General features: G+C 70.1%; 22 protein-coding genes, 1 tRNA gene and 1 pseudogene. 15 read left to right on the top strand and 9 right to left on the bottom strand.

Annotated features, from left to right (window positions below):
• Positions 1–337 precede the first annotated feature (337 nt).
• On the bottom strand, positions 338–1,834 hold the full coding sequence (locus IF89_RS47085; protein ID WP_051807525.1) for a hypothetical protein: 1,497 nt from the start codon (positions 1,832–1,834) through the stop codon (positions 338–340).
• Between the two features lie 96 nt (positions 1,835–1,930).
• A complete protein-coding gene (locus IF89_RS0124240; RefSeq protein WP_043194335.1) occupies positions 1,931–2,938 on the bottom strand; it encodes a helix-turn-helix domain-containing protein in 1,008 nt (335 codons plus the stop codon).
• Between the two features lie 135 nt (positions 2,939–3,073).
• Between IF89_RS0124240 and IF89_RS46100 the strand changes: the two genes are divergently transcribed.
• The 11 genes from IF89_RS46100 to IF89_RS0124185 all read left to right on the top strand — a co-directional run bounded on the left by IF89_RS46100 (position 3,074) and on the right by IF89_RS0124185 (position 14,293).
• The gene (locus IF89_RS46100; protein ID WP_158717915.1) at positions 3,074–3,217 is read left to right on the top strand and encodes a hypothetical protein; all 144 of its coding nucleotides are present in this window, start codon (positions 3,074–3,076) and stop codon (positions 3,215–3,217) included.
• 56 nt (positions 3,218–3,273) lie between these two features.
• On the top strand, positions 3,274–4,491 hold the full coding sequence (gene hemA / locus IF89_RS0124230; protein ID WP_051807524.1) for a 5-aminolevulinate synthase: 1,218 nt from the start codon (positions 3,274–3,276) through the stop codon (positions 4,489–4,491).
• 39 nt (positions 4,492–4,530) lie between these two features.
• On the top strand, positions 4,531–5,385 hold the full coding sequence (locus tag IF89_RS0124225; protein ID WP_030771880.1) for a TauD/TfdA dioxygenase family protein: 855 nt from the start codon (positions 4,531–4,533) through the stop codon (positions 5,383–5,385).
• The gene (locus tag IF89_RS0124220) at positions 5,373–6,332 is read left to right on the top strand and encodes a 3-oxoacyl-ACP synthase III family protein (RefSeq protein WP_030771877.1); all 960 of its coding nucleotides are present in this window, start codon (positions 5,373–5,375) and stop codon (positions 6,330–6,332) included. Before IF89_RS0124225 ends, IF89_RS0124220 begins: the two co-directional genes overlap by 13 nt.
• On the top strand, positions 6,329–7,528 hold the full coding sequence (locus IF89_RS0124215; protein ID WP_030771875.1) for an ATP-grasp domain-containing protein: 1,200 nt from the start codon (positions 6,329–6,331) through the stop codon (positions 7,526–7,528). Before IF89_RS0124220 ends, IF89_RS0124215 begins: the two co-directional genes overlap by 4 nt.
• Positions 7,525–8,565: an MDR family NADP-dependent oxidoreductase gene (locus IF89_RS47080; protein WP_051807532.1), complete on the top strand. Its 1,041-nt coding sequence runs from the start codon at positions 7,525–7,527 to the stop codon at positions 8,563–8,565. The genes IF89_RS0124215 and IF89_RS47080 overlap by 4 nt, the downstream gene beginning before the upstream one ends.
• A 15-nt stretch (positions 8,566–8,580) precedes the next feature.
• On the top strand, positions 8,581–9,159 hold the full coding sequence (locus IF89_RS0124205; RefSeq protein ID WP_051807523.1) for a hypothetical protein: 579 nt from the start codon (positions 8,581–8,583) through the stop codon (positions 9,157–9,159).
• Positions 9,159–10,454 carry a PLP-dependent aminotransferase family protein gene (locus IF89_RS0124200; RefSeq protein WP_234327854.1) on the top strand — a complete coding sequence of 432 codons (1,296 nt, stop codon included), beginning with the start codon at positions 9,159–9,161 and terminating at the stop codon, positions 10,452–10,454. Before IF89_RS0124205 ends, IF89_RS0124200 begins: the two co-directional genes overlap by 1 nt.
• A 58-nt stretch (positions 10,455–10,512) precedes the next feature.
• Positions 10,513–12,339, top strand: a complete 1,827-nt coding sequence (locus tag IF89_RS0124195) for a phenylacetate--CoA ligase family protein (RefSeq protein WP_030771863.1) — start codon at positions 10,513–10,515, stop codon at positions 12,337–12,339.
• A complete protein-coding gene (locus tag IF89_RS0124190) occupies positions 12,339–13,616 on the top strand; it encodes an MFS transporter (protein WP_063831335.1) in 1,278 nt (425 codons plus the stop codon). Before IF89_RS0124195 ends, IF89_RS0124190 begins: the two co-directional genes overlap by 1 nt.
• Positions 13,617–13,816: 200 nt before the next feature.
• Entirely contained in the window at positions 13,817–14,293 is a 477-nt protein-coding gene (locus IF89_RS0124185; RefSeq protein ID WP_030771857.1) for a cupin domain-containing protein, read from the top strand.
• 396 nt (positions 14,294–14,689) lie between these two features.
• Here the strand turns inward: IF89_RS0124185 and IF89_RS38240 are convergent, their stop codons facing one another.
• The 4 genes from IF89_RS38240 to IF89_RS0124160 all read right to left on the bottom strand — a co-directional run bounded on the left by IF89_RS38240 (position 14,690) and on the right by IF89_RS0124160 (position 18,367).
• Complete coding sequence (locus IF89_RS38240; protein ID WP_234327853.1) at positions 14,690–14,890, bottom strand: hypothetical protein; 201 nt, start codon at positions 14,888–14,890, stop codon at positions 14,690–14,692.
• Between the two features lie 148 nt (positions 14,891–15,038).
• Entirely contained in the window at positions 15,039–16,133 is a 1,095-nt protein-coding gene (locus IF89_RS0124170; RefSeq protein ID WP_107047348.1) for an HTTM domain-containing protein, read from the bottom strand.
• A 58-nt stretch (positions 16,134–16,191) separates the two neighbouring features.
• Positions 16,192–16,884 carry a DUF5819 family protein gene (locus IF89_RS0124165; protein ID WP_234327852.1) on the bottom strand — a complete coding sequence of 231 codons (693 nt, stop codon included), beginning with the start codon at positions 16,882–16,884 and terminating at the stop codon, positions 16,192–16,194.
• 229 nt (positions 16,885–17,113) lie between these two features.
• Positions 17,114–18,367 carry an ice-binding family protein gene (locus IF89_RS0124160; protein ID WP_030771848.1) on the bottom strand — a complete coding sequence of 418 codons (1,254 nt, stop codon included), beginning with the start codon at positions 18,365–18,367 and terminating at the stop codon, positions 17,114–17,116.
• 365 nt (positions 18,368–18,732) lie between these two features.
• Between IF89_RS0124160 and IF89_RS0124155 the strand changes: the two genes are divergently transcribed.
• Positions 18,733–19,650, top strand: coding sequence for a helix-turn-helix domain-containing protein (locus tag IF89_RS0124155; protein WP_063831334.1), 918 nt, complete (start codon positions 18,733–18,735; stop codon positions 19,648–19,650).
• A 746-nt stretch (positions 19,651–20,396) separates the two neighbouring features.
• Here IF89_RS0124155 and IF89_RS0124145 read toward each other — a convergent pair.
• Positions 20,397–20,470, bottom strand: a tRNA-Gly gene (locus IF89_RS0124145).
• A gap of 178 nt (positions 20,471–20,648) precedes the next feature.
• Between IF89_RS0124145 and IF89_RS47810 the strand changes: the two genes are divergently transcribed.
• From IF89_RS47810 to IF89_RS0124135, 3 genes are all read left to right on the top strand, one after another.
• Positions 20,649–20,861 (top strand): hypothetical protein, encoded by a 213-nt coding sequence (locus IF89_RS47810; protein WP_078628471.1) that lies wholly within the window; start codon positions 20,649–20,651, stop codon positions 20,859–20,861.
• 128 nt (positions 20,862–20,989) lie between these two features.
• On the top strand, positions 20,990–21,577 hold the full coding sequence (gene dcd, locus IF89_RS0124140) for a dCTP deaminase (RefSeq protein WP_030771835.1): 588 nt from the start codon (positions 20,990–20,992) through the stop codon (positions 21,575–21,577).
• A complete protein-coding gene (locus tag IF89_RS0124135; protein ID WP_030771831.1) occupies positions 21,574–22,074 on the top strand; it encodes a phosphoribosyltransferase in 501 nt (166 codons plus the stop codon). The genes dcd and IF89_RS0124135 overlap by 4 nt, the downstream gene beginning before the upstream one ends.
• Before the next feature lie 88 nt (positions 22,075–22,162).
• Here IF89_RS0124135 and IF89_RS0124130 read toward each other — a convergent pair whose 3' ends face one another.
• Together IF89_RS0124130 and IF89_RS0124125 are read right to left on the bottom strand one after the other, a co-directional pair.
• Positions 22,163–23,086, bottom strand: a complete 924-nt coding sequence (locus IF89_RS0124130) for a Yip1 family protein (RefSeq protein ID WP_030771828.1) — start codon at positions 23,084–23,086, stop codon at positions 22,163–22,165.
• Between the two features lie 764 nt (positions 23,087–23,850).
• Positions 23,851–26,058: pseudogene (locus IF89_RS0124125) on the bottom strand (4Fe-4S dicluster domain-containing protein); the annotation flags it as partial.
• Between the last annotated feature and the right edge of the window lie 10 nt (positions 26,059–26,068).

Genomic DNA, 26,068 nt, shown 5'->3' with positions numbered 1-26,068 from the left:
AGGGCACTGATCTTTTTCACCCAGGCCACTGCGCGGGTCCTGCTCATGGGCTGTTTCGCCGCCACTGCCTGCACCGCAGAAAAAAATATCTGTGCAGCCCCTGGCGCCACTGACGACTGGCGCTGCGACCGTCTTGGTGGTGGAAAAGGAGCATCCGGACCCTCCCTGTGGGACATGTTTGCCCATGCGAATCCGGAGATACGTTTATTCCGTGCGGTTCGTGCGCGGAGCGTCGGGGCGGGGTGAACCGACGCCGCGGTCGCGGCCGGCCTGCCTTCTGCCACGGACGCCCAGCCCCGTGGGACATCCGGCGCGGCAGCTCTCCAGCTGCATCCGCCTACGGTTTCTCGGCGGCCTGGCGGAGCAGGGCGACCGGCTGGTCGACCGCCGTCGACCTGGTCTTCATCCCGTACGGTTCCTGCTCGTCCTCGCTGAGGACTTCCTGGCTGTCGGGGTCGCGGGCGATGTGGACCTGCATGGAGGGGATGGTGTCTCCGGGCGCGAACAGCTGTCCCTCGCGCCACTTCGGCATCACCCACCACATGGCTGCCCAGTCGGGTGCCTGGGTCATGTTCATGACCGCGCTGCTGCGATAGATCCTCGACCGGTAGCGGAAGAAGTCGTCGCCCGGGTGCGCGAGCCACGGAGGGGCGTCCCAAAGGTGCTTGCGATCTGCCGAGTCCCTGTCCCACGAGTACTCGATCGACTGCGGGTAGCTGTTGGCGAGCTTGCAGCGGTCGGCCCGGATGAACGAGATCGTCGCGGCCAGCTGGACGCGTCCCTGACCGGCGTCCTTCAGCGGCACTTCGATGACGGCCTGCTTCGAGAAGTCGTCGCCGGGGTCGAGGCGGCTCCCCGCGGAGGTGATCTGTCCTGCCGCGAGCAGGCGGGCCGGAGCATTGAAGTCCTCGTGGCGGTTGGTGTCCCAGCCGTCGCCCAGTTCGTCCCGCCATCGTGCCGGCCCGGTGCCCTCCGCACGGAAGGTGCTCGGCCAGATCGTGGCGGACCACTGGGTTCCGACGACGAAGATGCTGATGGCCCCCTCGTTGCGGAACGTGAGGTGCGCCGGGACGTACAGGCTGGTGCGGGCGGCGTTCAGGGTCGGTTTCCCGAAGGACACCATGAAGGGGACCTTGGGCGGGGCCACGTACGGGGTGTACATGGACGAGTACGCCACGCTGGCGGAACCGATGAGAGCCGACAGGGCGACTCCGGTCGCGAAACTCTTCGGATGCGGAACCCCCCGCCAGACCTTGTGCCGGCTCACTTCCCACAGGGCCCAGACGGACCACGCCACCAGGGCCACCCAGAGCGAGAACAGCCCGGCGCGATAACCGCCCTCCCACTGCAGGATCAGGAACATCAGGCTGGTCACGGCCACGATGACGACTCCCAGCAGCACGCACTGCCCCGCGTACCGGGTGGCCCGCTTGCCCCAGTAGTCGAAGACCGCCGCCGCCGCGACCGTCTCCACCAGCGCGGCAGCCAGGAACACCACGCCCATGACGCGCCCGCCGAAGGTCAGGGCCCTGAGGGTGTCCGTCAGCCCCACGCGGAAGAGCACAGCGGCGGACACCAGGAGGCCGAGCGTCATCAGACCGGCCTGGGCGCGCCTCCACCAGGGTCGGTCGGGCCACAGGGCGGGGTCGGCGCGCCAGCGGACCTGCCCCGGATTGCCGAGATCCGTGTCTTCGGGCACCCCGGCCCGCCGCAGCACCCTGCGGAGGTCCCGCGGTGACCAGGCCCGGCCCACGTCCTCCCCTCCGACGCTGACCTGGCGCAGCCCGCGGCTGTCGGGCGGGTGCACGATGACCTGCGGTCCGCTGGACGTCATGCCCTCAGGATCGACGTGGCACGGGCGGCCCGCAGTCGGCAGGGGCATCCGGGTGACCCTGCTCCGGCCGCCCCGCCGCCGACGCCCATGCCCCGTTCAGGGTCGCCGGGGCTCGGTGGCGGGTGTGTGCAGGTCCTCGTCCAGGAGACCGCTCCTCGCGATGAGGTACGCCAGCTGTGCGCGGCTGCGGCTGCCCAGTTGCTCCGAGGCCTTGCGGACGTGGGTGGCCACCGTACGGGCGCTCATGCCGAGGCGACCGGCGATGGTCTCGTCGGTGTAGCCGTTCACCATGAGGTGCAGGACGGCCCGGCGGGTCTCGTCGGTGAGCAGGGGCGGCCGGTGCTCGGTCGGCGTGTGCCGCAGGGGCGCGGCGCGCTCCCACGACTTGTCGAAGATGCCGACGAGGTAGCGGATCATTCCGGGGTGCTCGACGACCAGGGCGAGCTGCTGGCGCTCCGCGTCGGGGTCGGGCACGAAGGCGACCTTCCGGTCGCAGACGATCAGCCGGTCGAACACCTCGTCCAGGGTGCGTACTTCGGCACCCGCGACGGAGACGCCCTCGACGTAGGCGAGCGTCGGGGCGTGGGAGCGGACGGTGTGCTGGTAGATGGTCCGCTGTCGGATGCCGCGCTCCAGGGCGGCCACGTCGCTGGCGAGCGCCTTCTCCAGCAGTTGCGCCGGCCTGCCGCCGCCGGGCTGGGCGGTCAGGAGCTCCTCCTCACAGGACTGCACGACCGAGGCCAGCGTGGCGCTGATGGAGTCCGCGCCGCTGATCGCGCGGATGCCGCTGCCGCTGCCGCCGCCCGCGTGGGCGCGGTAGACCTCGTCCGCCCGGTGCATGGCGACACGGGCCGCCGCCAGGGCCCGCTGCCTCTCCTCGATGTCCGTCTCCAGCGGGCGCATCACGGCGTTGGCCGCGAGACCCGGGGGCAGGGGCACCAGATGGCCGTCGGGCAGTTCCCGCAGGAGACCCAGGTCAAGCAGGCAGGGCGGGCATTCCCGCCCCGGGAGGTCACCCCGGACGGCTGCCTCGTAGAAGGACAGCCCCTCGTCGCAGAGCTCGACGGGTGGAACACGTACCCCTCTGTCTGTTTTCGTGCACATTTGGCCATCCTTCAAGTCTCTGCATTGCGTGATCATGCTCCCGGATTTCCCTGTTCCCGGCGAGAAGACCGGCACATGATTCCTGTCACGGGCCACAGAAACCTGGCCCGGGCAGAACTCGATCAGGGGGAACCAATGTTCAAGACGACTCTTCGGCAGCTCTTCGGCGCACTCGCCGTGACCGTTCTCGCGACGCTCGGCGTCATCGCGGGCAACGAATCCGCGGAGCGGGAAGAGGTCGTCGTCATCGCCCTCAAGAGCGACTCGCAGTGGGGCTGACCGGGCAGGCTCCCCGCCCCCTCCCCGGATTGCGAAATTCTAGTTACAGGAGAGACATGTCCGCCCTTCCCGTTTCCGCCCGGCCGCTGCCCGTCCTCGACGGGCTCCAGGAGAGGCTGGAAGACCTGAAGAGCTCGGGTCTGTACCGAGAATTCACCCCCTGCTCGTACCTGGCGGACCAGCCCGGGCACGCGATGCACCAGGGGCGCCGCATCCAGGTCTGGTGCACCAACGACTACCTGGGCATGAGCCAGAACGCGCAGGTCATGGATGCGCAGATCGCCTCGACGCTGCGGCACGGCACCGGCAACGGCGGCTCCCGCAACATCGCGGGCACCAGCGAGGCCCATGTGGCGCTGGAGACCCGGCTGGCGGCCTGGCACGGCAAGGACCGTGCCCTGGTGTTCACCAGCGGATATGTCGCCAATGTCGAAACGCTGAGCACCCTGCTCGCGGCCGTACCGGACATGGTGGTCTTCTCGGACTCGCTCAACCACCGCTCATTGATCGAGGGAATCCGTACCTCCAAGAACCGGAGACACATATTCCCGCACAACGATGTCGAAGCGCTGGACGAAATGCTCGGCCAATATCCGGCGGAGCAGCCGAAGTTGATCGTCTTCGAATCCGTGTACTCGATGGACGGGGACATCGCGCCGATCACCGAAATCTGTGATCTGGCCGAACGCCACCATGCTCTGACGTATCTGGACGAGACGCACGCGATCGGCGTGAACGGACCCACCGGCGCCGGTATATGCGAGGAGATCGGAGAACACCGTCCGACCTTCGTCCAGGGCGTGTTCGGAAAAGCGGTCGGTACCACCGGCGGCTACGTCGCCGGCCCCGAGACCGCCCTGGACTACGTCCGCTCCCACGCGCCCGGATTCATCTTCACCACCACCATCCCCCGTTCGAGCCTCGACGCCACCCAGCGCAGCCTTGACGTCATCCAGGGCCCGGCCGGCGCCGAACTGCGCCTGAAACTGCGGGAGAACGCGGCGCTGATGCGCAGTCTCCTGCGCGAGGCGCGCATCGACTTCATCGACGCCCCCACCCACCTGGTCCCGGTGCTGGTCCCGGGCGGTGAGCGGGTCAAGAAGATCTCGCGCCGCCTCCTGGACGAGTACGGCGTCTACGTCCAGCCCATCAACTTCCCGTCCGTGGCGAAGGGGGGCGAGCGCTTCCGGGTCACGGTCGCGCCGTTCCGTACCCGTACGGAGATCGAGGGATTCGTCCGGGCCCTGCGCGCCTGCCTCGACGACATCCGATAGCGCAGCCCCACCACTTCACCGAATCAAGGAGATCCGCTCGTGCAGATCAAGGAAATCACCCCGTTCATCGGCTCGGAGCTGACCGGTGTCGGCTACGAGGAACTCCAGGACCCCGAGGTCTTCGCCCAGCTCGTCGACATCGTGCAGCGCCGCGAACTGGCCGTCGTCCGGGGCCTGGACATCACCCCCGAGCAGCAGATCGAGCTGGCCTCCCGAATCGGCCGGCCCGTGCCGTTCCTCATGGCCAAGTACCGGCACCCCGAGCACCCGGAGATCATGATCTCCTCCAACGCCATGAAGGCGAACCGTCCCGTCGGTGTCGCCCGGGTCGGCAACTTCTGGCACCAGGACTCCTCGTACATGAAGGATCCGGCGCCCTACACGATGCTGCACGGCGTCGACGTACCCGCCACCAGCGGCCACACGCTCTACGCCAGCGCCCTCGACGTCTACGACCGGCTGCCGCAGGAGTGGAAGGACAAGATCGCCGGCCGCACCGCCCTGCACACCGTCAGCAAGCGCCAGCGGATCTCCCCCGAGCACGTCGGGCTCTCCATCGCCGAGCTGAAGGCGCTGGTCGAGATGGAGTACCCGCCGACCGAGCACCCGCTGGTCAAGCACGACCCGGCCACCGGCCGTCCGTACCTCTACGGCGCCCCCGAGTACATGGACTCCGTCGTGGGCTTCGACGCCAACGAGAACGCGGAGTTCTTCGCCCTCATCGACCGGCTCATCCAGGACCCCGAGCACGTCTACACCCACCGCTGGACGACGAACGACCTGGTGGTGTGGAAGACGGCGACGACCTACCACGCGGCCACCGCGGTCGACCCCGGTGCCACGCGGACCGTGCACCGGGTGAGCATCGAAGAGGGCGAGAAGTGGGCGGCATAGCCGACTTCGACGTGGCCTTCCCCTCCGCGAGGGCCGACATCCGGGCCATGTCCGCGGCCTCGGGCGTCCCCCTCGCGGACCTGGCGCGGATCACCCACTGCGCAACCTTCCCGGTGCTCGCGGAGGGCGAGAACGCCTGGGAGCTCGCCCTCGCCGCCGCCCGGACGGTCCTGGACCGCAGTGCGGTGGCCCCCGACCGGATCCGGCAGGTGGTCTACGCCGGGTCCGGCGCCTGGGACCGGCCCTTCTGGTCGCCCGCGGCGAAGGTGGCGCACGCCCTCGGCATCGAGGACGCCCACTGCTTCGAGGTGGCCAACTTCTGCAACGCGGGCATGACCGCCATCCGGCTCCTGTCCACCGCGGGAGCCCTGGACGAGAACACGTACGCGCTGGTCCTCGTCGGGGACCGGCTGAGCCGGATGGTTGACTACCGTGACCCCGATTCCAAGGCTCTGTTCAACCTCGGTGATGCGGCTGCGGCGGTGCTGCTGGGCGGCGGTCCGAGCCGTTTCCGTGTCGTCCACTCGGCGATGCGCACCGATGGCAGCTGGGCCGACTACTACGCCGGTGAGCTGACGGACGGACGCGTGCTGATCCGGCGCGCCGAGCACCGCAGGGGCCTCGCAGACGCCTACGTACGGCACTTCACCGCCCTGGTGGACGAGACGGTGGCCGCACTCGGCATCACGCCGGGGGACATCGCCCACTTCCTGATCAACCACGGCGACCGTGACATGCACCAGCGGCTGTTGGCCCGCCTGGGCATCCCGGCCGGCCGGAGCGTCTTCAACTACGACCGGCTGGCCCACATGGGCGGAGCGGACACCCTCATCGCGCTGAAAGACCTCGAACGCGGGGACCGGCTGCGGCACGGCGACCTCATCATGCTCGCCACCAGCGCGATGGGCTTCAGCTGGGGCATTACGACCTTGGAGTATCTCGGATGAAGATCCTCGTCATTCACCAGGTTCCGTACCGGAAGATCGGCTACGACCGCGGCCTGGACCACGACCGCCACGAGGTGACCTACATCGGGCACCCGCACCGGATGGCAGACCTCCCCGACGGCCTGCCCGCGCGGCGGATCACCCTCGACCCGGACGAGGACCTGGTCGCCGGGATCCTCGCCCGCACCTCGCCCGCCGACGGCTACGAGAAGGTGCTCTCGCTCTCGGAGTTCGGCATCGTCGAAGCCTGCCACGTACGCCGCCACCTCGGCATCGAGGGCCCGGACCTCGCCGCCGTCGAGCGGGTGCGGGACAAGGTGCGGATGAAGGAAGCGCTGGCGGGCTCGGGGCTGCGCCACCCCCGGTTCGCCGCCGGGCCCGCGCCGGACGGCACCCTGCCGTGGACCGGGCGCACGGTCCTCAAGCCGCGCCAGGGCGCGTCCAGCGAGGACGTCACGGTCCACGCGACCGCCCGTGAGGCGCTCGACGCCCACGGGCGGCTGACCGACCCCGGGGAGTTCCAGCTGGAGGAGCACATCGACGGCGACATCCTGCACGCCGACGGGCTGGTGGACGGCGGCCGGCTGGTCGAGCTCGCGGTCAGCCGGTACGTCAACAAGCCGGTCGAGTACGCGCACGGAACCCCGCTCGGCTCGCACCAGGAGCCGTGCACGCCCGCCCAGCGCACCCTCGCCGAGCAGGTGGTGAAGGTCCTCGGCATCGAGGAGGGCTGCATCCACCTGGAGTTCTTCGAGACGGCCACCGGCGAACTGGTCTTCCTGGAGGTGGCCAACCGGATGGGCGGCGCGGCCGTGGTCTCCACGCACGAGCTGCACACCGGGGTGCACCTGCCCTCGCACGAGATCGCCGTCCGGCTCGGCCTGGACCGGCCGCCGGCCGGCCCGCCCAGCGGCCGTCACCACGGCTGGCTCGCCTTCCCCGGCCACCACCTGGCGGCCGACGAGGTGCGGGCGGTCGACGTACCCGAGTGGATCAGGACCCATCCGTGCCTGGACGTCCTCCACGTCCTCGCGCCGGACCAGGAGACCCCGCGCCACATCACCTACCAGGAGTGGGAGGTTCCGGTGTTCATCGAGGCATCGCACACCGACGCGGACGAGCTGCGCCGGTTCCTGGAGGAGTGCACCCGCGCGGTCTCGGTCCGCACCGCCCCGGCCCGGCAGGTGGCGGCATGAGCGCCCCGGTCCGCACCACACGGCTGATCACGCAGCGTCGCCGGCCCCGGGGCATGCCCGTACCCGAGGACTTCGCCGAGGCGGAGCTGCCCCTGGCGGCGCCGGCCGAGGGCCAGGCGGTGGTGGAGAACCTGTGGCTCTCCGTGGATCCGTACATGCGTGAGGCCATGGACGCGGAGTGGGAGCTCGGCGCTCCGCTGGAGGGCCGTTCGATCGGCCGGGTCGTGGAGTCGCGCAGCGCCGGACTGCCCGTCGGGGCCGTGGTGTTCCACCGGGAGGGCTGGCGGACCCACGCCGTGGTGTCCGAAGCCGAGGCGCGCGTCCTGCCCCGGTACGAGGGCGTCGCCACCGAGTCCTTCCTCGGGCTGCTCGGTGGTACGGGCCTGACAGCGTATGTCGCGCTGACCCGTGTCGCCCGGTTGCGGGCCGGTGAGACGGTGTACGTCTCGGCAGCCGCCGGCGGCGTCGGGACGGCGGCCGGCCGGCTGGCCAAGCTGCTGGGGGCCGGCCGGATCGTCGGCAGCGCCGGTTCCCCGGCGAAGGTCCGGCTGCTCACCGAGGAACTCGGCTACGACGCGGCCTTCGACCACCGCGCCGGACCTTCCCTGTCCGAGCAGCTGGCCCGGGTGGCGCCCGACGGCATCGACGTCTACCTCGACAACGTGGGCGGCGACCACCTGGAGGCGGCGATCGGGGCGATGCGCGAGGACGGGCGGATCGCCTGGTGCGGAGCCATCGCGCAGTACAACACGGGATGCGCCCCGGCGGCCCCGCGCAATCTCTTCGACCTCGTGGAGAAGAGCATCCGGCTGGAGGGCTTCCTCGTCTCCCGTCACCGCGACGCGCAAGCAGAGCTGGAGGACTTCCTGGTCCCGCACCTGCGTTCGGGTCGGATCACCGACCGGCTCAGCGTGACCGAAGGCTTCGAGCGGACCGTCGACGCCTTCCTCGGGATGCTGCGCGGCGAGAACACCGGCAAGGCGGTCGTACGGCTGGGCCCGGCCGACCCGGAGCCGGCTCCCGACCACACCCCCTGAGCGAGCGAGGGTTCCATGGCACACGTCCGCACCGGACTGCACATCAGCATCGTGACGCTCGGTTCCGCCCAACGGGTCTGCGCCATCTGGAGCGTACGGGGGACCGCCGCCGAGGAACATGCGTGCGAGTTCCCGGGAGCCCTGCTGCTGCCGCGGAAAGGGGCGGAGCAGGACTGGGCCGTCGAGACGGCACTGGCGGCGGTCCTTGAGCAGTGCCCCGCAGACGGTCCCGTCTGCGTGAACCTCACCACCACGGCCGGCGGCATCGAGGCGGAGGGGCTGCGGACCGGGCTGTGCGCCTCCGATCTGCTGAACCTGGCCCGTACGGCACTCGGCGAGGACCAGCGGGAATGGGCCGAGCTGGCCCGGGCCGACCCGGCGGCCTTCCACGCCACGGCCGCGCAGCCGTACACGCTGCGGCAGCAGGCGGCGTGCCTGATCACCCGGGGCCCGAACGGTCCGCACAAGGACGTCACGCTGCTGCACGCACGGCAGGACACGGTCCTGCGCGACTACACGGTGGGGCTGCTGGCGTCGGCCGGGGCCACCGACGCCACCGAGACCGCCCGCCCTTCCCACCCCAGGAGACCCTGATGCGCCTGCCCATGGAACTCGAACCGGCACCGACCGCGCCGGCGGACCCGCCGACCCGGGCGGCGGAGCCGGGGACGCGGGGTCGCTGCCCCGGTCCGGTCGCGTGGGAGCGCTACTTCTCCCGCAGTGCCCACGCCATGGTGCCCTCCGAGGTCCGCTCCCTCTTCTCCGTGGCCGCCCTCCCCGGCATCGTCTCGCTGGCGGGCGGCATGCCGGACGTCTCCGCCCTCCCGCCGGAGACCATGGCCGGGATCCTCGCCGATGTGGTGCGCGAGCACGGCCCGACGGCACTCCAGTACGGGTCGGCGCAGGGCGACCCCGGACTGCGGGACAGCATCTGCTCCGTGATGGCGGCCGAGGGGATCTCCGCCCGCCCGGAGGACGTCATGGTCACCGTGGGCTCCCAGCAGGCCCTGGACCTGCTGGCCCGGGTCCTGCTCGACCCGGGGGACACGGTGGTGACCGAGGGCCCCACGTACGTCACCGCCCTCGGTACCTTCAAGGCGGCCGGCGCCCGGGTCGTGCAGGTCGCCATGGACCGCGCCGGGGTGATCCCGGACGAACTGGCGGCGGCCTTCCACCGGTTGACGGCCGAGGGGCGGCCCGCGAAGTTCTTCTACACCGTCCCCACCTTCCAGAACCCCACCGGCGCCACCGTCCCGGCGGGCCGCCGCGCCCACATCCTGGAGGTCTGCCGCAGGGCCGGGGTCCTCGTGGTGGAGGACAACCCGTACGGCCTGCTGCACTACGACGCCGCTCCCACCCGGGCCCTGTGCGCCGACGACCCCGACCGGGTGGTCTACCTCGGATCCTTCTCCAAGACACTGGCACCGGGCCTGCGGGTGGGCTGGGTGCACGCACCGGCCGCCCTGACCGCCAAGCTCGTGCTCGCCGCGGAGAGCGCCATGCTCTCCCACTCGGCACTCGCCCAGCTCACCGTGGACCGCTACCTGCGCACCGAGCCGTGGCAGGAACGTCTCGGCGGGTTCCGCGCGGGCTACCGCACCCGGCGGGACGCCATGCTCCGCGCACTCTCCCTCTCGATGCCCGCCGGGGTGTCGTGGACCGTCCCGGACGGCGGGTTCTTCGTCTGGGTGACGCTCCCCGAGGGCCTGGACTCCCGCGAACTGCTGCCCCACGCGCTGGCGGCGGGCGTCGCGTTCGTCCCGGGCACCGGCTTCTACACGGACGGCCGCGGCACCCGGCACCTGCGGCTGTCCTTCTCGTACCCGTCGGCGGAGCTGATCGACGAAGGCGTACGCCGGCTGGCCGCGGTGATCGCCGCACAGCTGTGAAGGACGCGACCGCGCCGAGCGGTACGGCAGTCACCCACCCCTATGACGAGGACATCTCATGAGGCACTACCCCACCGACCTCCTGCTGGCCGTCGAACACGTCGAGCGCGCCCTCACCTCCGGCGCCCTCGCCCCGCTCGACGCGGCCTTGCGACAGGCCGGCGTGGCGGATCCGCTGCGCCGGTTCGACAGCCGGCGGCTCTTCGAAGGGCTGGACCGGCTCCTCGGCGGCGTCAGCCAGTACCCCTGGCAGCCGCTGGCCGACAGCGACGACGTCCTGGAGCTGTCCCCGGTGGGCACCGTCGTCCTCGACGACCGGCTGGCCGAGGCGACCCTGCGCGGTCTGCTGCTCGCATGGGCCCTGGGCAACCGGGTCACCGTACGGTCGGCACGGCCCCAGCTGTGGGAAGAGGTGATGTCGGCGCTGCGGGAGGCCGGGGTACCGCTGCCGACGGGGCAGGTGACCGGGCCCGGCGCGGACGCGCCCGGGCAGCCGTTGGAGGTCCCCGCGCTGCCGGCCGACGCGGACCTCGCCGTCGACTGCGGGGCGGGCTGGGCGTACGGGCTCTTCCAGCGCCGGCACCTGGCGGGCGTGTCCCTGGCCCGCATCCGCAGCGAGGACGGCGACCGGCGGAGCGGGCGGCTCGCGGCGCGCCTGCGGTACCTCGTGGCCCGCGCCCGGCGCACCCCGTACTACGGGGACCTGCCCGACATCACCGAGGACGCCGGTCTCGCCGGGCTCCCCATACTGGAGAAGTCCGAGCTGGAGGCACACTCGCTGCCCGCGAGCCGCGACCTGAGCAGTGGGGATCCGGCCACCGGGGAGGTGCTGCGCTCCGGCGCGACCAGCGGCGAGCCGCGCTACATCGTCTACTCGCGCTCCGACTGGGAGAACATGGTCCGTGAGGCCATCCCCATGCTGTACGCGCTCGGGCTCGCGCCGGGCGACCGCGTCATCAACACGCTGTTCGGCGGCGGCATGTACGGCGGGCTGACCACGACCTTCAGCGAGCTGTCCCGGATGCCCGTCGAGTCGTACTCGACCGCGCAGTTCGTGACCGTGGACGACCTGCTGATGCTCACCGGGCGCTTCGACGCCAATGTGATCCTCGGCATGCCCGCCCTCATCCTGCCGCTGCTGCGCGACGCCAAGAAGCGCCGCCCCGGGCTGCGCGTCGAGAAGGTGATCTACGGCGGCACCCCGATGACCGAGACCGACAAGACCTGGCTGCGCCAGGAGCTGGGGGCCCGTGTGGTGTCCAGCATCCTCGCCGCGAACGACGGCGCGCAGCTCGGGTACCAGTGCGGCTTCCTCGGCGGCACCGTGCACCACGTCAACGACGACTACAACCTCATCGAGGTCGTGGACGAGGCCGGCCGACCGGTCGTGGACGGCGTCACGGGTCACCTTCTCGTCACGGGCCTGCAGAAGTTCGAGGGCCCCCTGATCCGCTACCGCATCGGCGACATGGGGCGCACCTACGAGCACCACTGCGCCTGCGGGGTGTCGGGACGGGTGCTGGAGTACCTGGGCCGTTCCGACGGACTGGTCCGCTTCAAGGGTGAAACGGTTCTCTATGGCGAGGTCCTCGACGCGCTCGCCGCCTTCGAGGTCTCGCAGCTCCAGATCGAGGTGGCCACCGAGGGCAGCCGGGAGATCCTGACCATCCGCACCGAAGCCCCCTGCCCGCCGGAGGCCGAGGCCGTACGCGAGCTGCTCGTCAAGGAGTTCCCGGTGCTGGGCGGTTTCCAGGACTTCGATGCGGCGCTGGACGCGTACGAGCTCAGGATCGTCTGCACGGCAGAGGGCGAGCTGCCGCGCAACTCCGTCAGCGGCAAGGTCAAGAACGTCATCGACCGCCGCTTGGACGGGGTGGCGCTCTGATGCTCAGGAACGACCGGGTCGCGCGCACCATGCTGGGTGCGATCACCCTCTCCAGCATCGGCGTCGGCATCCACACGCTGGCCATGGGGCAGTTGCTCTACGACCGTACCGGCAGCCCGGCCGCCTTCGCGTTCGTACTGACCCTCCAGGGCGTGGCGGCCCTGTGCGTCCTGCCGGTGTGCGGACCGCTGGTCGACGCCCTCAACTCCAAGCTGGTGTACGCGCTGTGCGGGCTGGGCCGGGCCGGCACCGTCCTGCTGATCGTGGGCGTCGCGGCCCTGATACCGGGCACCGCCGCGGTGCCCTGGATCGTGGCGGCGTCCGCGCTGCTGGCCGTCTTCGACAACGTCGAGCGGTCGGCACTGTTCAAGCTGACCGCGCACCATGTGGACCGGGCCCACGCCACCCGCTTCAACAGCATGATCGGTGTGGCCTTCCAGGCCGGAGCGCTGACCGGGATGGCTCTCCTCGGGCTGATCCTGACCTGGGGCACCGCCGAACACGCCCTGGTGATCGACATCCTGATGTCACTGTGCTGCGCCGTGGCGGTGAGTCGGATCCGCCTGACGGTGGACGAGGGCAATCCGCCCCTGTCGGCGCGCCTGCTGTCCCGGGCCGTGGCGGGGACGGTGGGCGAGTGGCGGGGGATGCTGGTCCGCTACCGCGGCGACCGGACCGTCTTCCTCGTGATCGTCCTGTGCGGTGGTGACTTCGTCTTCGCCCAGGGCCTGAGCACCCTCGTCATCCCCCTGACCGCCGAGTTCCACGGGGGCCGGGGCTGGTACGTGGCGGCGCTGGAGGCCACGTTCGCGGCCGGAATGATCAGCGCCTCGTTCCTGACCCGGTACCTGGTCTCGCAGCGCCTGCTGCCGGTGTGGCTGCTCGGCCAGGCCGCGGCGGCTGCCCTGCTGGCGCTGAGCGGGACGGGCGCGGTGCACTTCGCCGCCTTCTTCCTGGCGGGCTTCGCCAATCTCAACAGCCTCACCTGGCTGCTGACCTCGCTCCAGCAGTACGCGGCCGAGGGCGACAAGGCCAAGATGGCGTCCCTGCGGCTGCTCGCCATCGGCCTGGGCACGGCGGTCCTCATGCCGGTCGTGGGCCACTTCGCCGCTGCCTCGCTCGGCGCCGGGTTCTGGAGCGTGGCGGCGACCATGACGCTCTTCGCGCTGGGCGGCTCCGTGGTGGCGCGCCACCACCGGCCGCGGACGACTCCCGGGACGGGGGCGGGAGCCGTACGGGCGGAGGCCAGACCCTCGGCCGAGGCCGCGGCAGCCTGACCCCTGCGCCGTACCGGCCCGCCGTACCGACCGGCCCGGGTCGCCGACCTGGGCAGTCGCGGCGTCCGTCCGCGTCCCGGCGTCACTCGTATGCGGTAGCGGCTCGTGCCATGGCGGTCAGAACGGCCGGCGACTGGGAAGGCTGACACGGGCCGGCGCAGATTCGCCGCCGTACCGCCGCAGTCGACCGGGAGAGACGGATGACCATCAAGGACGTCGGGCCGGACCCGCAGAGCTTCGATCTGGAGAAGGCGACGCTCGAGAACACGGACTACCGCGCGGTCGCCTGGTCCGGGAAGTACCTCCAGCTGACCCTCATGTCCATCCCGGTGGGTGAGGACATCGGCTTGGAGGCGCACCCGGAGACCGACCAGTTCCTCCGTCTCGACGCAGGCCGGGGCCGCGTCCAGATGGGCCGGGAGAAGGACCGGCTCGACTTCGACCGGGAGGTCGAGGACGGCTGGGCCGTCTTCGTACCGGCCGGCACCTGGCACAACGTGACCAACATCGGTGACGAGCCGCTGCAGCTCTACGCCGTGTACGCGCCGGTCCACCACGCCCCGGGCAAGATCCATGCGACAGCCGCCGACGCGGAGCGCGACGAGGACTCGGGCGGCGACGAGCCGGCCAGCTGGTCGGTCCAGCCCGCCCAGCAGCCGCCGGACGAGCACGCCTGACCGGCGATGGCGTAGCCCGTCACCCACCCGCACGGTGGGTATTCCACCGAGGGGGACGACGGCTGGCTCGGGTGGTCGGGCCAACGAGGTTACGGAAGGCCGACGGGTCCTTCATCCGGTCGCCGCGCCGGACTCCGTCCGAGCCGCCTGCCGCATGCCGGCGGGCGCGGTGCCGCGCCGGCTCGGGCGCCCGGTCGAGGAACACCCCGAGCAGTTCCTCCCCGAAGATCTCCGAGCCCCGGCGCTCAGGTCTCGTCGGAGTGGGCGCCGGCGCCGAAGGGGGACAGGCCGGCGGCCAGCCGCACGTGGGCGGGGCCGGCGGGTGGTGCCGTGTCCACAGTGAGGTGGAGGCGGGTGTCGCCGGCAGGCCAACCGTGTGGGCCAGTGGTGCGCCGGTCAGAGCCCCTCGTCGTGCAAGTCCTCCTCGCGCAGCAGGTCGTCCTTGCGGCGGCGCGAGGTCTCCTCGGGGCCGGGCTTGTGTCCCTTCTCGCGGGACGACCTGCCCGGCTGGGGCTGCGCGGGGTCTCCCGGTCGATGGTGTTCCTGCGCTTCACGGCCCTTGCCCGGCTGCTGACGCTTGTCCTGCCTACCATCCATGACGGTGACTCCTCTTCATGCGTGGGGTACGGATTCCTCTCGGATCACGCTGACACGCACTGCGACGGTCCGCATCATGTCGAACGCGAAGCGGGGCACGCGCATGACGCTCCTCCCCAGCGTGGCAGCGTCCGAGGCGGCCGTCCCTTCAGTGCCGGGGAGGGACGCAGTCCCCACCCGGCCCCACCGGCCGTCGGGATGTGGGCGGGTGCTTCCCGGTCGGGCTGTCCGGCCCGGACGGCCCGGACTGAGCGGGCACGAGTGCGGGTTCTCCCCGTACCGGAGCCCGCGTCCTTCCTGAGCCCGGCGGCCGGGAGGTCCGCGAAAACAGACACCTCAGGGACCGGTAGAAGCGGTCCGGAAGGAACACGGCATCCGCGACGACCATCACTCCGGAGAAGACCGGAAGCCCCAAGAGGACTGCGATTCCGAGGTGCAGGCTCACCAGCATGATCAGGACCGGGTATTTGAGCCTGCCGAACAGGACGAACGGGAACGCGACCTGCAGCAGCACCGTCAGGTAGCCGGCGATGGCGACCGCGACCGGGTGTTCGTCCAGCAAGAGGGACAGCGCGGGCCATGGTCGGAAGAGGTCGAGGTTCAGCACGTAGTGGAGGGCGGTCCCGTTCCCCCAGGAGCCGCCCTGCACCTTGTACAGGCCCGCGGATCCGTAGAGGAAACAGACCTGGGCGGCGATGACGAGCATGCCGCAGTTGTGCAGCACGGTGCTCGCGGTCTCGCGGAACTCGCGGAACTCGCGGAACCGGCGCCGGCTGCCGTCCCCCGCCGCTCTCGCCTTCCTGCGTGCGTCCAGGGACCAGCGGCGGCCGCAGGCGGTGAAGACGAGGTACACGGCCATGAGGAGGAAGAGGTTGTCGCCTCCGTCCGTCATGAAGACCGCTCGGGCGTGGAACGACGCCACGATGATCGCGAACAGCACGGACATCACTCTGGTCCGCCAACCCAGCATGAACAGTGCGGACGTCACGACAGCCGACGCGTAGCAGGCCTCGAAGTACGTCCGGCTGTCTGACAGGGTGAGGATGCTGAACCACTCGGTCTGGTCGAACAGCTGCCGCGCCAGCGCGGGCGTCCACGGCGAGCCCGGACCCCAGATCTCGTCGCGATGCGGAAACTCGCGCAGCAGGAAGACGAGGTAGAGCAGCCCGTATCCGATGCGCAGGACCGCCGCGGCGTACAGGGAGACCGGCCGTTCGACCAGCAGGGCAAGGAGCCTGCCCATGCGATCGAACCGGCGCCGCCCCGCCGGTCGGGCGGGCACGGCTGCTGCCGGTGCCGGCTCAGTCTGTTCCATGGGGGGCCACCTTCCACCAGGGCAGGTAACGGGTGTCGATGGGAGCGGTGGGGCGGATGGCGCCCGATGCCTCCGGAGCAGCGACGGGGAGCGTGATCACCCGCAGCTGGATGGAGTCGAAGGAATCGCGCCGATGAGCGGCGACGCGGCCCGCCGCGATGTTGCGCAGGTACGCCTGCATCATCACGGCCCGCTCCGAATGCGGCTCGTCGTCACCGCCGAACGCTTCGAGGTAGGAACTCCAGGCCCGACGCAGCGTGTTCTGCGCCGTGTGGCTGGGGAAGGGGTGGTGCTCGACGGCGGAGGCGTCCACGGCGCTCAGGTCGAACCAGCCGCTCACCCGCACGCTGCCGTCAGGGGCGGTGCGGCTGGTCCTCACCGAAATCTGCCGGTTCACCGACTCCGGATCCGGGGCGAAGAGGCGCCAGTTCTGCTCGAAGAACGGATAGACCCATGCGTTGATCGGCCCGCTGTACAGCTGTGAGACGGCGTTCGCCGGCGCCACGTGCAGGAAGACCACGAGAATGTGGATCAGCGTCGTCGCCAGACACAGGACGATGAAGGCTCCTGCTCCCACTCCCAGCGGGCGGCGCGGCCCGGAATCACCCGAGTGCGACTCCGGAGCGCCGTCGGAGCCCCCCGTCGCCGGCCCGGCCCCTGCGTACTCCGTTTCCTGCACGTCCGCTGACGTGACGCCACCCGGCTGCACGACCCCACCCGGCCTTCCCATCCCGACTGCTCATGTGCCCGCTCCTTCTGGCTTGCGCCAGCGGCGCGCGCCGGACCGAGGACGATCCGCCGCGCGCCGCCCGTGCTCCTCGTGCGCCGTGCGTGACTGCCTGGGCATTCAGACTGCCGGAGTTACGCGCGACCCACCGTTCTCCCTCCACCCCGCGTGCGGAGCGGTGTCACCCGTTCCAGCCGTCGGACTGATCGCCGTCCCCGTGGCCGGGCTCGGGCTGACCGTGGCCGGGTCCTTCGTGATTCCCGTGACCGGGTCCTTCGTGGTTCCCGTGGTCAGGACCCTCTGGGTGCCCGTCGTCGGGCCCGCCGTGATCCCCGTGGCCGGGCTTGCCGGGCGGCTTGGGAAGGTCGGGCGGCTTGGGAATGCCGCCGGTCGCGCCACCGTTGATCCCGCCGGTCGCGCCACCGTTGATCCCGCCGGTCGTCGCGCCCGTTACGCCACTTGTGGTGGTACCCGCAATGAGGCCGCCGCCCGTCGTCACTCCGCCGAGCACGCCGCCGAGCAGGCCGCCATTGGCGCCGCCCGTCGTCGCCCCGCCGAGTACGCCGCCGAGGAGGCCGCCCGTGGTGGTGCCGCCCGTCGTGGGGCTACCCGTGGTGGCGCCGCCCGTGGTGGTGCCGGCGATGACGCCGCCCGTGACCAGACCGCCCGTGGTTCCACCGGTGGTGCCGGCGGCACACGATCCACGGTTGATCACGTTGGTGTCCATCGTCACCGCGCCGTTGCGCGCCAGTGCCCGTCCGTCGATGTCCGCGCCCGTGGTCAGAGAGATGGAGGTCAGGGCCATGATGGTGCCGATGAAGTCCGTCTCGGTGCCGAGCGTGGCCGAACTGCCGATCTGCCAGAACACGTTGCAGGGCGATCCCCCGTTGATGAGGGACACGCTGCTGGAGCTCGCCGTCGTCAGACTCGAACCGACCTGGAACACCCACACGGCGTTGGGATCACCCTGGGCGTCCAGCGTGAGGGTGCCGGTGAGTCCGAGAGTGGACGGGGCGGTGTACACACCCGGAACGAGCGTCAGGCCTCCGGCGTCCGGGGGAAGAATCGCGTCCGTGGACTGTCCAGCGGCGTTGTTGTACGCCACGACCAGGTCGTTCTTGGCCTGGAGTCCCACAGGGTCGACCGGGCCGGAATGAATGGTGCCGTTCACGATGCCGGGCGGGAATCCGCTGATGGCCGTTCCCGGACTCACTCCGAGGTCGCCGGTGATGACCGTGGGGCCGGTATTGGTGATCTCCGAGCCGGCCAGCACGGCAAAGCTGGCGGCTGTGCCCAGAGGTACGGGTGTTGCAATGGCATGTGCCCGGGTCGGCGTCACCGCAACAACGGCAGAGGCAATCACCGCGGCGAGTGCCGTCGCGATCCAGGCCGGTGTCGTGCGTCTTGGCGCAGAGCCGGAGATCTTCAGCGTCATCAAGGGCAAACTCCCGTGAGTGGATGGTGGCGTATTTGACGGCCTCGGCCGCACAGGATCGCCTCGCTGTCGCTGGCATATTACGCAGAAACCTGCAAGGGGCTGGGATTTGCTTGCCATTTCCGTGTCGCGGGCCATTTGCGACGCGGCCGGTAATACAAATAGTGAATGACTTAATCGGCCTTGTGGGGGAAGTGGATATTTCTGTGCATCCTCGGTCCGGGTCGCGAGAATCCATGAGGCGGTGGCGGAACCGAACCGGGTCGAAGGCAGGGCGCGACACGGCCCAAGACGGATCCAACTCCCCCTGGGGCATGGCAGTCTGCCGTGCGGAACAAGGTTCTCGGAGCGGAGGAGCGCACCCCGTGGGCGTCGACATCAATCCCACCATCAGCAGGCGCAGGTTGGGGGCGGAGCTACGCCGGCTCCGGGAGGCCGGCGGTATGACGACGCAGCAGGTGGCGGAACGGCTCCTGATCTCGCAGCCCAAGATCAGCCTCCTCGAGAACGGCCGCCGTCTCATCAAGCCCCGCGACGTGCGCGACCTCTGCCTGCTGTACGGAGTCCGTGATCAGCAGCTCGTCGACGACCTGATGCGGCTGGCCCGGGAATCGGGCCGACTCGGCTGGTGGAACACCTACGGGGACATCCCGTACGGCGCCTACATCGGTCTGGAGGCCGGGGCTTGCGCGAGCCGCACCTACGAGCCCCTGGTGATCCCGGGCCTGCTGCAGACCCCCGCCTACGCCCGGGCGGTCATCGCAGGAACGATCCCTCACGCCGCCGGCGACCAGGTCGCCACACGCCTCAAGGTACGGCTGCGACGTCAGGAACGGCTGGCTGCCCCCGACAACCCGCTGCGCTTATGGGCCGTACTGGACGAAGCGGCGCTGTGGCGCGTCGTGGGCAGCCGCGAGATCATGCGTGAACAGCTGGAGCATCTGAACAGCCTCGGTGCCCAGCCGCACATCACCGTGCAGGTTCTCCCTTACGAGGTGGGGGCGCACCCGGGCGTCTCCGGACAGTTCTCCCTGCTCGAATTCCCCGACGCGACCGATGTGAGTGTGGTGTATCTGGAGAGGTTCACCAGCGACCTCTATCTGGAGAAACGATCCGATGTGCGGCTCTACGGCGACCTGTATGCGCATTTGCAGGCCCAGGCGTTGAGTCCGGACAGTAGCCGGCAGTTCATCGCCGAAACCGTAAAGGCATATGTCGGCACGGAATTCCCGGCGACGCCTGAAGAGCAGGCAGCATGCCTTCCGCGATCGCGGTCGCGATGACGAGCCGGATCGCGCGCCGAGCCGGCTGGTGGTCACGGCACAGGATGGCGGACGTGGAAGTCGAGGGCGGGCCGGGAGAAGCGGCCGTTGGTGAGCATGACCAGGACGTCGCCGCCGTGTACCTGGCGGCCGGTGCCGTTGAGGACCTGGAGGTCAGGGGTGCCGACCGCAGACCCTTGCCGGCCGGCCCGAGGTCCCGTACGGCGAACTCGAAGTCGTTGTGGTGGAGACTGTCGAGGTATTCGACGGCGTAGCGCAGGCCCTGGGCCCGGACCTGGCCCCCTCGGGTGGTCTCCTGGCGTCGCCGCAGCCACAGCGCGCCCGCGGCACGCCACAGCTCCTCCGAGCCGGTGGCCTTCGGCGCCGCGATGTGCTGGTGCGCCTGCGTCTCTTCGCGGGTGGGCGGGGGCTCACCCCTGAGCCTGCTCCGGCCCCCGGCAGGGAGCCGGACGTGGCCTTTGGCCCGAGTGCCGCCTACCCGGAAACTCCGGGCGAGCTCGCCTGCGCTTCGGTAGGGAGCGCCGTCGGGGCCTCGGGAGGTGCAGGAGGAGCGTTTCACTCCCGCCACACCGGCCGGCTAGCCGGGAAAGTTGGGAGTGCGTTCAACGTTGCGACCGGTCGCATGAGGGCGCGCCGAGACCCTTCGTGCAGGACGTTTCACGAGGTGGAGCACCCGGAGGGCATGGCGCAGGCTGAGAGGTCTGGACAACGAACAAGCCCCAGGTCGCTGACCTGGGGCTTTGCTGTGGAGCGGATGACGGGAATCGAACCCGCGCTATAAGCTTGGGAAGCTCATGTTCTACCATTAAACTACATCCGCGCAGAGGGCCAGTTGCCTGGATCCCTACCGTTGCACACTCTACCTCATGATCGACCCCCGGTGTACGAGCCGCGGGGTCGTCGGTGTCTTTCGCGTACACCGGGGCATGAGAGGGCGGGAGTTGGGCGTACCGTGGGTGCGGAGCGCGGCGGCTGGAGCGGGTGCGGATCATCCCCTAATGTGGCGATTCATCGCAGTACGGCTCGTTGGGGAAAGGGACTCGATGGAGCACACCGTCGTCCGTTGTGCCGAAGGGCACGTTTTCAGTACCGCCTCCTTCCCGCTGCAGCACCTCGGTGCCGGCCGGATCGGGCCAGGACGGCTCCTGCGGTGTCCGCGGTGCGCGCGGCTGCGGCAGGCCGTGCCTGTCGGCGGAGCGCCCAAGCGCTGACCGCCGACCGCTGACGGATGGCCGCCGGGCGATGGGCGCCGAGCGCTGATCGCCGCACGTACGGCCGGGCGCGCGGGCGTGCCCCTCTCGATTGGGGGTGGCCCGCGCGCTCTGCGTATCCTCGGGACGTGCTTCTCTCTGACAAAGACATCCGGGCCGAGATCGACAGCGGACGGGTGCGCATCGACCCGTTCGACGAGGCGATGGTGCAGCCCTCCAGCATCGATGTGCGTCTCGACCGCTTCTTCCGGGTGTTCGAGAATCACCGCTACGCCCACATCGACCCCGCCGTCGAGCAGCCCGACCTGACCCGGATGGTCGAGCCCGAGGGGGACGAGGCGTTCATCCTGCACCCCGGTGAGTTCGTCCTCGCGTCGACCTACGAGGTCATCACGCTGCCCGACGACATCGCCTCCCGTCTGGAGGGCAAGTCGAGCCTGGGCCGTCTGGGTCTCGTGACGCACTCGACCGCCGGGTTCATCGACCCCGGTTTCTCGGGGCACGTGACCCTTGAGCTGTCGAACCTGGCCACGCTGCCGATCAAGCTCTGGCCGGGCATGAAGATCGGGCAGCTGTGCATGTTCCGGCTCAGCTCGCCCGCGGAGTTCCCGTACGGCAGTGAACGGTACGGCTCCAGGTACCAGGGCCAGCGCGGGCCGACCGCCTCGCGCTCCTTCCAGAACTTCCACCGCACCCAGGTGAGGCACGAGGCATGAGCGACGCAGTACGCGAGAACCTGACCTACGACGGCTTCGGAGCCGCCGTGCGCGAGCTGGCGCAGACCATCGCCGACGACGGCTACGAGCCCGACATCATCCTGAGCATCGCCCGCGGCGGTGTGTTCGTCGCCGGCGGCCTGGCCTACGCGCTGGACTGCAAGAACATCCACCTGGTGAACGTGGAGTTCTACACCGGCGTCGGCACCACGCTGGAGATGCCGGTCATGCTGGCGCCCGTGCCCGAGGCGATCGACTTCACCGACAAGAAGGTCCTCATCGCCGACGACGTCGCCGACACCGGCAAGACGCTGAAGCTGGTGCACGACTTCTGCCTCGGCCACGTCGCCGAAGTGCGCTCCGCCGTCATCTACGAGAAGTCCCACTCCCTCGTGAAGTGCGAGTACGTGTGGAAGAAGACCGACGAGTGGATCAACTTCCCGTGGTCGGTCGAGCCGCCCGTCGTCCAGCGCGAGGGCCAGGTCCTCGACGCCTGACCGGCGCGTTCACGTCGTGACGCGGAAGGGGCCCCCGGCGACAGCCGGGGGCCCCTTCCGCATGTGCGTGCAGGTCCGCGCAGGTGCGTCAGATGGTGCCCAGCTTGATGATCGACAGCAGTGCGATCAGCTGGATCGCCGAGGCGCCCAGCGCCTTCGGCCACGGCAGGTCGTGCGACTTGCTGACCAGCGAGGTGAAAAGCGCGCCCGCGGCGACCCAGGTGGCCCAGCCGAGCACCTGCACGACCATGTTGTCGCCGCCGAGGAACACGGCGAAGAGCAGGCGCGGGGCGTCCGTGACGGACATGACCAGCATCGACAGGCCCACGGTGGGCTGCCAGCTGCCGTCGCCGCCCATCTGGCGGGCCAGGGTGTGGGTGACCGCGCCGAGGAGCAGGCCGCAGATGACGAAGGCCACACCGGCGGACAGCACGATCGGGACGGCCTGCGACAGGGTCGCGTTGATCACGTCCTGGCGGGCGTCGTCGAGCCCGAAGACCGCGAGGAGGCCGTAGAGGAAGGTCACGATCAGCGCCGGACCCCAGACGGGGTAGTCGCGCATCTGCAGGAAGGTCTGCCCCGGCCGCGTCACGATGCCGCGGAGGAGCTCCTTCCACGGCAGCCGCGGACCGGCCGGGGCCGCCGCGGCAGCGCCCGCGTGGTAGGTCGCGCCCTGGCTGTACGGGTCCTCGCCGACGGCGAAGACCTGCGTGTGGCCGGGGTTGTCGTTGTTGTAGTTGCCGCCGCCGTAGTTGCCGCCGTCCCCGTGGCCGTACGGGGGCTGCTGCGCGTGCGGGTGCTGCTGACCGTACGGGTCGAAGTACTCCGGTTCGCCGTGGCCGCCGGCGTTCGGCTGCGGCCACTGCTGCTGCGGTGGCGGACCGCCGACGGGCGGGTACGGCGGACCGCCGTACGGCGGCGGTTGCTGCTGACCGTACGACTGCTGCTGCTGCGGGGGTTGTTGCGGAGCGCGGTTGTCGTCCCGGCCGCGTCCGATCCTGAATCCAGCCACGTGATCGAACGTACCTGGTCCGGCGGGCTCCGGTGGCCGGGCAGCCGGAAGAGGCGGTGTTTGCGGCTGACCTGTGACATCCCTTAGGGGATCCCCGGGGGGTTGTCCCCACCTCACGGGACGGCAGGGACGGACGACCGTTCTGCACAGTTCCGTGGCCTTCTGTGGTTTTTTATCGCTTTGTCGACAGAATGCGCCCAGGTCGGGCCTGTGGCCCCCGCCCTCCGGGCAAGGCCCGGGCCGACGGGAAACGCCGGAACGGCCGGCCCCCGAGTGGGGACCGGCCGTTCCGGTATGTGCTACTTGGCGTCCTCGGCCTTCGCCTTCGGCTCGGCGTCGGCGTCAGCCGGGGCCTCCGCCGCGGGCTCGGACTCCTGCTCGGCGTCGACCGCCGACTCCGACTCCGCCGCGGGCGCGCTTGCCGCCCCGGTCTCGGGCTCGCCCTTGGTTTCGGCGTCCGCCTTCGCCGCAGGGGCGGCTTCGGCTTCGGTCTTCGCCTCCGCGGCGGCCTCGACCTCGGAGTCGGTGGCTGCCTTCGCCTCGCCGTCGGTCTTCGCCGCCGTCTCGGCCTCCGCCTCGGCCTCGGCCTTTGCCTCAGCGTCCGCCTGGGCCTTTGCCTTCGCCTCAGCCTCCGCCTTCGCCGCAGCCGCCGCTTCCGCCTCGGCCTTCGCCTTCGCTTCCTCGGCCGCCTTGGCCGCGGCCGCGGCCGCCGCTTCGGCTTCCGCCTCAGCCGCCAGCGCGGCCAGCTCGGCCTCCGTCGGGCCCGGGGCCTTGACCGACTCCAGCAGCAGCTGGGCCACGTCCACGACCTGCACGGACTCCTTCGCCTGGCCCTCGTTCTTCTTGCCGTTGACCGAGTCGGTCAGCATGACCAGGCAGAACGGGCACGCGGTCGAGACGATGTCGGGGTTCAGGGACAGGGCCTCGTCGACGCGCTCGTTGTTGATGCGCTTGCCGATCCGCTCCTCCATCCACATCCGCGCGCCACCGGCGCCACAGCAGAAGCCCCGCTCCTTGTGGCGGTGCATCTCCTGCTGCCGCAGCCCCGGCACGGCGGACATGATCTCGCGCGGCGGCGTGTAGACCTTGTTGTGCCGGCCCAGGTAGCACGGGTCGTGGTACGTGATCAGGCCGTCGACCGGCGTCACCGGCGTCAGCCGGCCCTCGTCGATCAGGTGCTGGAGCAGCTGCGTGTGGTGGATGACCTCGTACTCGCCGCCCAGCTGCGGGTACTCGTTCGCGATGGTGTTGAAGCAGTGCGGGCAGGTCGAGACGATCCGCTTCGCCGACTTCGGCTTCTTCGTCGACGGGTCGTCGTCGTCCTCGCCGAACGCCATGTTCAGCATGGCCACGTTCTCCTGGCCCAGCTGCTGGAACAGCGGCTCGTTGCCCAGGCGGCGCGGCGAGTCACCGGTGCACTTCTCGTCGCCGCCCATGATCGCGAACTTGACGCCCGCGATGTTCAGCAGCTCCGCGAAGGCCTTCGTGGTCTTCTTGGCCCGATCCTCCAGCGCGCCGGCGCAGCCGACCCAGTAGAGGTAGTCGAACTCGGAGAGGTCCTCCGCGTCCTTGCCGATGATCGGGACCTCGAAGTCCACCTCCTTCGTCCACTCGACGCGCTGCTTCTTCGCCAGGCCCCAGGGGTTGCCCTTCTTCTCCAGGTTCTTGAGCATCGTGCCCGCCTCGGACGGGAACGCGGACTCGATCATCACCTGGTAGCGGCGCATGTCGACGATGTGGTCGATGTGCTCGATGTCGACCGGGCACTGCTCCACGCACGCACCGCAGGTGGTGCAGGACCACAGCACGTCCGGGTCGATGACGCCGTTCTCCTCGACCGTGCCGATCAGCGGGCGCTCGGCCTCGGCGAGCGCGGCCGCCGGCACGCCGGCGAGCTGCTCGGCCGACGCCTTCTCCTCGCCCTCCATCGTCTTGCCGCCGCCGGCCAGCAGGTACGGGGCCTTGGCGTGCGCGTGGTCGCGCAGCGACATGATCAGGAGCTTCGGGGACAGCGGCTTGCCCGTGTTCCAGGCGGGGCACTGCGACTGGCAGCGGCCGCACTCGGTGCACGTGGAGAAGTCGAGGATGCCCTTCCAGGAGAACTGCTCGACCTGCGAGACGCCGAAGTTGTCGTCCTCGCCCGGGTCCTCGAAGTCGATCTCCTTGCCGCCGCTGGTCATCGGCTGGAGCGCGCCCAGCGCGGACGCGCCGTCGGCGTTCCGCTTGAACCAGATGTTCGGGAAGCCCAGGAAGCGGTGCCAGGCGACACCCATGTTGGTGTTCAGGGAGACCACGATCATCCAGATCAGCGAGGTGCCGATCTTGATCATCGCGGTGAAGTAGATGGCGTTCTGCAGGGCGCTCGCCGACAGCCCGTCGAAGACCGTGACCAGGGGGTACGAGATGGCGTACGCCGGCTCCCAGCTGTCCACGTGGTGGATGGCGCCCTCAAGGCCGCGCAGGCACAGGATCGCGAGGCCGATGGTGAGGATGATGTATTCGACGAAGTACGCCTGCCAGGCCTTGGAGCCGGCGAAGCGCGACTTGCGGCCGGCCCGGGAGGGCAGGCTGAGCAGGCGGATCGCGATCAGGATGAGGATGCCGACGACCGTCATCAGGCCGATGAACTCGATGTAGAGCTCGAACGGCAGGAAGCCGCCCAGCACCGGCAGCGTCCAGTCGGCCTGGAAGAGCTGGCCGTAGGCCTGCGCGAGGGTCGGCGGGAGCGTCAGGAAGCCGATCGCGACGAACCAGTGGGCGAAGCCGACGATGCCCCAGCGGTTCATGCGGCTGTGGCCGAGGAACTCCCGGACGAGAGTGATCGTCCGGGCCTTCGGGTCGTCCGTGCGGCTGCCTGCCGGCACGGGCTGACCGATCTTCACGAAGCGGTAGATCTGCGCCACGGCTCGTGCGAGCAGCGCGACGCCGACCACGGTCAGGACCAGCGACACGATGATCGCGGCGAGTTGCATGGGAGGGCTC

The sequence above is a fragment of the Streptomyces sp. NRRL F-2664 genome (assembly GCF_000719345.1).
In the GTDB taxonomy this organism is placed as follows: Bacteria; Actinomycetota; Actinomycetes; order Streptomycetales; family Streptomycetaceae; genus Streptomyces.
Note: the sequence above shows the minus strand (reverse complement) of the source record. Positions and strands in the feature narration are given on the sequence as shown.